This is a genomic window from Streptomyces glaucescens, from assembly GCF_002154375.1.
Classification (GTDB): Bacteria; Actinomycetota; Actinomycetes; order Streptomycetales; family Streptomycetaceae; genus Streptomyces; species Streptomyces glaucescens.
This window is the reverse complement of sequence record NZ_MUND01000919.1, coordinates 1-5,092: the sequence shown is the minus strand read 5'-3', so window position 1 is coordinate 5,092 and position 5,092 is coordinate 1. Positions and strand designations below refer to the sequence as shown.

The 5,092-nt window shown below is 74.8% G+C and carries 6 protein-coding genes and 1 pseudogene; 1 reads left to right on the top strand and 6 read right to left on the bottom strand.

All coding sequences use genetic code 11. From position 1 onward, the window contains the following. Both CCN42_RS39300 and CCN42_RS39295 read right to left on the bottom strand, forming a co-directional pair. On the bottom strand, positions 1–504 hold a 504-nt coding region (locus CCN42_RS39300; protein ID WP_143662198.1), incomplete at its 3' end, for a CoA transferase. Between the two features lie 258 nt (positions 505–762). Beyond that, positions 763–1,143 carry an MmcQ/YjbR family DNA-binding protein gene (locus CCN42_RS39295; RefSeq protein ID WP_086741953.1) on the bottom strand — a complete coding sequence of 127 codons (381 nt, stop codon included), beginning with the start codon at positions 1,141–1,143 and terminating at the stop codon, positions 763–765. 102 nt (positions 1,144–1,245) lie between these two features. Here CCN42_RS39295 and CCN42_RS39290 point away from each other — a divergent pair, with 102 nt between their 5' ends. Next, positions 1,246–2,424, top strand: a complete 1,179-nt coding sequence (locus tag CCN42_RS39290; protein WP_086741952.1) for a saccharopine dehydrogenase family protein — start codon at positions 1,246–1,248, stop codon at positions 2,422–2,424. 37 nt (positions 2,425–2,461) lie between these two features. Here CCN42_RS39290 and mmpA read toward each other — a convergent pair whose 3' ends face one another. From mmpA to CCN42_RS39270, 4 genes and pseudogenes are all read right to left on the bottom strand, one after another. Beyond that, entirely contained in the window at positions 2,462–2,608 is a 147-nt protein-coding gene (gene mmpA, locus CCN42_RS43575; protein WP_086172288.1) for a morphogenic membrane protein MmpA, read from the bottom strand. A 558-nt stretch (positions 2,609–3,166) separates the two neighbouring features. Next, positions 3,167–3,850 (bottom strand): annotated as a pseudogene (locus CCN42_RS39280) (endonuclease V); the annotation flags it as partial. Between the two features lie 51 nt (positions 3,851–3,901). After that, a complete protein-coding gene (locus tag CCN42_RS39275) occupies positions 3,902–4,225 on the bottom strand; it encodes a plasmid stabilization protein (RefSeq protein ID WP_086741951.1) in 324 nt (107 codons plus the stop codon). A 70-nt stretch (positions 4,226–4,295) separates the two neighbouring features. Then, positions 4,296–5,092, bottom strand: a 797-nt coding sequence (locus tag CCN42_RS39270; RefSeq protein ID WP_086741950.1) for a WD40/YVTN/BNR-like repeat-containing protein, incomplete at its 5' end; no start/stop codon positions are given.

Below are 5,092 nucleotides of genomic sequence, written 5' to 3'. Positions count from 1 at the left end.
GTGGTGCAGGGCGGCGAGGACGCCGACGACGAGGTAGAGGGAGCCGCCCGCGTAGTCGCCGAGCAGGTTGGCGGGGGCGGGCGGGGGTTCGCCGGGGCTGCCGGTCAGACCGAGGGCGCCGGTGAGCGCGATGTAGGCGATGTCGTGTCCCGCGCGGTGGGCGAGGGGGCCCTGCTGGCCCCAGCCGGTCATCCGGCCGTACACGAGCCGCGGGTTGCGGGCGTGGCAGGCGTCGGGGCCGACGCCGAGCCGTTCGGCCACGCCGGGGCGGTAGCCCTCGATGAGGATGTCGGCACGGGCGGCCAGGTCGAGGACCCGCGCGGGGCCGTCGGGGGCCTTGAGGTCGACGATCACCGAGCGCTTGTTGCGGTTGGTGACGTCGAACCGCGGGTCGATCCCCAGCCCGGGACCGCCGGGGCGGTCCACGCGGACCACGTCGGCGCCGAGGTCGGCGAGGAGCATGGTGGCGAAGGGCCCGGGACCGATGCCCGCCAGCTCGACCACGCGGACGCCGGTGAGCGGTCCGTGTGCCGGGCCGGCCGGATCGGCCGGATCTGCCGGATCTGCCGGACCGGCCGGACCATGGGCCGGACCGTGTACCGGTCCGTCTGCCGGCGTCCTCGCCGTGGCCATCCAGCCCCCTCGCTGTGACACGACCGATGTAACACCGGTGATGGTAAGAACAGGTTTCAGTCGGCACAAGGCCTGGAACGAGCAAGCGCTTAGCCATTCTCGGCCCGGATCCCCCGGGGCCGCCAGGACTCAGCGCGCGTCCAGGTCCGCTATCAGTCGCTTCGGGGCGATCGCCCGGTAACTCTCCTCCACCCACTCGCACAGCAGCTCCGCCGACGGCGACCCCTCGGGCTCCAGCGGGACGCTGACCCAGCCCGCCTTGCCGAGGCCGTACCCGGCGGGTTCGGCGCCCGGGGCGGTCAGCGCGTGCGCGTGGGCGGTGTCGTCCGTGAGCTTGACGGTGACGCCCAGGGGGTAACTGCCGTCGTCGACGCCGAGGAAGACGAACACCTTCTTGTTGACCTTGGCGACGGACTCGCCCCACGGGAACTCCTCGGCGGCACCCGGCAGCCCCAGGGCGAACTCGCGTACTTTCGCCCACTTCTTCAGGGCGCTCGCGGCCACCGCCATGGTCCACCTCCGGGCTCGGCGTCGGGCTCCGCACTCCTCACGCTAGCCTCAGCCACCGACAGCGGCGCGGGCTGCGAGGCTCGACGGTGAGCGAGAGGTGTCATGACCAGGCTGAACAGGGCGGACCGTCCCTACGACATCGTGCTCTTCGGAGCGACCGGCTTCGTCGGGACACTCACCGCGGAGTACCTGGCCGCGCACGCGCCCGGGGGACTGCGCTGGGCGATCGCGGGGCGCAGCGAGACCAAGCTGCGGCGGCTGCGCGAGCGGCTGCCCGGCGGCGCGGAGATCGGGGTGCTGGTCGCGGACGTCGCCGACCCCGCCTCGCTGCGCCGGCTCGCGGAGCACGCGCGCGTGGTGGCCACGACGGTCGGTCCGTACGTGACGTACGGCGAGGAACTGGTCGCCGCGTGCGCGGACACCGGCACCGACTATCTCGACCTGACCGGCGAGCCGGAGTTCGTGGACCTGATGTACGTCCGGCACGACGGCCGCGCGCGGGAGACCGGTGCGCGGCTCGTGCACGCCTGCGGCTTCGACTCGGTGCCTCACGACCTGGGCGTGTACTTCACCGTCCGGCAGCTGCCGGAGGGCGTGCCGCTGAGGGTGGACGGGTTCGTCACCGCCGACGCGTCCTTCTCCGGCGGCACCTTCGCCTCCGCGCTGAACCAGTTCGCCCGCGGCCGGCACTTGCTGGCCGCCGCGCGGGACCGCCGCCGGCACGAGCCGCGGCTGGTGGGCCGCCGGGCCACGACCCCCGCGGGCGCCCCCCGGTTCGCCCCCGAGGTCGGAGCCTGGGCACTGCCGCTGCCCACCATCGACCCGCAGGTCGTCGGCCGCTCGGCGAAGGCCCTGGAACGGTACGGCCCCGACTTCCGCTACCGCCACTACGCCGCCGTGCGGCGGCTGCCGGTCGCGGTCGGCGGAGCGGCGGCCGTCGGCGCGCTGTTCGCGGCGGCCCAGCTGCCCCCCGCGCGGCGCTGGCTCTCCGACCGGCTCAAGCCCGGCGACGGGCCGAGCGCCGAGAAGCGGGCGCGCAGCTGGTTCTCGGTGCGGTTCGTCGGCGAAGGCGGTGGCCGACGGGTGTTCACGGAGGTCTCGGGCGGAGATCCGGGCTACGACGAGACGGCCAAGATCTTCGCCGAGGCGGCCCTCTCCCTCGCCCTCGACGACCTGCCGCCGACCGCCGGGCAGGTCACCACGGCGGTCGCCATGGGCGACGCGCTGACCGAGCGGCTGCGCGCGGCCGGGATCACCTTCCGGGTGGCGGCCGGCCGATGACCCGGCGGGTGCCGGGCCTTCCGCCAGGCGGGCGGCCCTACAGCGGCCACTCCACCACCGTGTAGATCATCCCGGCGATCCAGGCGAGCCCCGCGAGCGTGGCGAGGACCAGCGCGGCCGTCACGGCGCGCTCGACGGGACGGTGCGGGTCGGTGAGGGGCTTCGGGGCCCGGTGCGAAGTCATGCGGCCAGCCTGCCGATCACGGCCTCGGGGGCACATCCGTACGGATACTCAGTCCCCGTACTCAGGCGGGGCCGGCTCCGGACGGCCGCCTCAGCAGTGGCTGGCGGAGTCGTCCGGCGGCCACTCGCCCAGTGCCGCCGCGACCCGTTCCCGTACGGCCGGGTCTGGCGCGCTGTTGGCGAGCCGGACGGCCAGGGGGCCGATTGCCCAGCCCGCGTGGTAGTCGAAATAGGGCGGGGGCCCGGCCGCGTTGTGCGCGATCTTCGCGACCAGTTCGGCGAGCCGCAGGAGCAGGTGCTGGTCCGCCGTGGTCCGTTCGTCGCAGGCCAGCGGGCCACCACGGACCTGCCCGAACACCTCGCGCCCTCGGCTCCACCGCGTGCGGTCGGCTACGAGTTCCAGTACGGCCTCGATCTCCGTGCTCCGCTGCGCCCCGGCCACCGCCGCGAGGACCCGGCCCGACCAGGTGACGGGATCGGCCTGCCGCTCGAACAGGGACCGCCCCCAGGAGCGCTCCGGGTCCGCCGCCGCCTCCCGGGCCTGCGGGTTGCGGATCGCGGTCGCCTGCCGCAGCGCCCGGCGGCACAGGGCGTCCGCTCGGCGGGTGGTCTCGGGGAGGCGGTAGTCGCGGGCCAGTGCCAGGGTGTGGGCGCAGGCGTTGTCCAGGCTCACGCGGTGGCCGACGGAGACGAAGACCGGCTTGACGTTCTCGCGGGTGCGCAGCGCGCGGCCGACTTCCTCGTCGCCCGCGCGCAGGGGGGCCGACGCGCCGCGCGGGGTGCCCGGTTCGTCGTAGGCGAAGGTGAACGGGTTCTTGGCGACGCCGATCGTGGGCAGGCCGGTGAGTACGCCGAGGTGGCTGGCGAGGCCGAAACGGCGCGGGTGGGCCAGGCCGTAGCCGTCGCAGACCACCAGGCCGGGCGGGCAGGGGAGGGCGTCGAGGGCGGCCAGGACGGTGGGGATCTCCCGGAAGGCGAGGAGGCCGGGCACGTACGGGAAGGAGACGCGGCCGACGGCGGTGGCCTCCGCGACGACGTCCAGGCTCACCGCGTCCAGCACCACCGCCGCCGCCGCGACCACGTCACGCTCGTCGTCGTAGGCGACGTCGACCCCGGTGACGTGTCCGGTGCCGGGCGGCGGCCCCGGTTCGTCCAGCACCACTCGTGCCCGCAGCTCGTCCTGGACGGCGCGGGCCTCTTCCTCGGTCGCGGGCCAGCCCGCGGGGATGCGTACGGTCGTCATGGTGGGGACGAGCGTACGGGGCCGGCCGCCCGCGCGGGCCGGCGGTGCGGCTCACTTGCCGAGCGCGCGCTGCAACTGCTGCTTGTTCATGTCGGAACGGCCATGGATGTTGCGCTTCTTGGCCTCCTGGTACAGCTGGTCGTAGGTGGGTCCCTGGGAGCCCTTGCCGGAGCGCTGACCACCCCGCTGGGACGACGACATGTCCTGGGTGGAGGTGCGGCCGGCGGTCTTGGACTCGCCGGAGCGGGCGCGTTCCTTGTTCACCGTGCGGGCCGCCATCTCCTTGGCCCGGCCGGTGCTCGCGCCGCGCTTCTCGGCGCTCTCCTTGATGTGCTCGTACTGGCGCTCCCGTTTGGGGCTCGAACCGCGAGGCATGTCCGCTCACTTCCTTTCACGATCTGTGAACGGGTACCCACATTGCCGACGAACACGGTCTTCCGCGCGCTCAGTGCTCCAGGCGGGCCACACGGCCCTTCTCCCCGGCCGCCCAACAGCCGCGGTCCGGCGCGCAGTCCACGGTGTCGTAGGAGCCGCTGTCCACCGTGCGCCAGGTCCGGCCGGCGTCCGTGGTGAGGTCGGTACCGGTGGGGCCGACGGCGAGCGCGGCGGTGCGGTGGTGCGGGAGCCAGGCGACGCCGGACCGGTAGGCGGGCGGGGGTGTGGCGGCGGGCCGCCAGCTCCGGCCGCGGTCGCCGGTGTGCGCCGCCGCGCGGGGCGCGCTCTGGTCGGGGCGGTAGTCGCCGCCGACGGCGAGACCGTGGGCGCGGTCGCGGAAGGCGAGGGCGAAGACGCCGCGGGCCGGGTCGGCGGCCGGGAGCGGGGTGTCGGTGGCCGTCCAGGTCAGGCCGCGGTCTCCGGAGTGCAGTACGCGCGCGCGTGCGGCCCCGCCGGTGGCCAGCCACACGTCCCGCGGTCCGGCGGTGACCAGGCACTGCCCGCTCGCGGCGAACCCCGCCTCGCCGTCCAGGGCGGGCGGCATGCCCGCATCGGGCAGCACCCGCCAGGACCGGCCGCCGTCGCGGGTGGACAGGATGCGGAACCTGCCGTCCACGGGGTCGCTCATCGCCAGCCCGTGGCGGCGGTCGAAGAAGGCCATGCAGTCGTAGAAGGCGCGCGGGTCGACGTTGCGGAACGACTCCGTCCAGGTCGCGCCGCCGTCGTCGGTGCGGTATACGCGCGATGCCTCGCCCTCACCGATGGCCAGCACCACGGCCCGGCGCGCGTCGAACGCCTCGATGTCCC

Bases quoted from the DNA above. Each gene is read 5' to 3' on its own strand.
- CCN42_RS39295 (WP_086741953.1), bottom strand. From the start codon at position 1,143: ATGGCGGTGGCCGCGAGCGCCCTGAAGAAGTGGGCGAAAGTACGCGAG.
- CCN42_RS39290 (WP_086741952.1), top strand. From the start codon at position 1,246: ATGACCAGGCTGAACAGGGCGGACCGTCCCTACGACATCGTGCTCTTC.
- mmpA (WP_086172288.1), bottom strand. From the start codon at position 2,608: ATGACTTCGCACCGGGCCCCGAAGCCCCTCACCGACCCGCACCGTCCC.
- CCN42_RS39275 (WP_086741951.1), bottom strand. From the start codon at position 4,225: ATGCCTCGCGGTTCGAGCCCCAAACGGGAGCGCCAGTACGAGCACATC.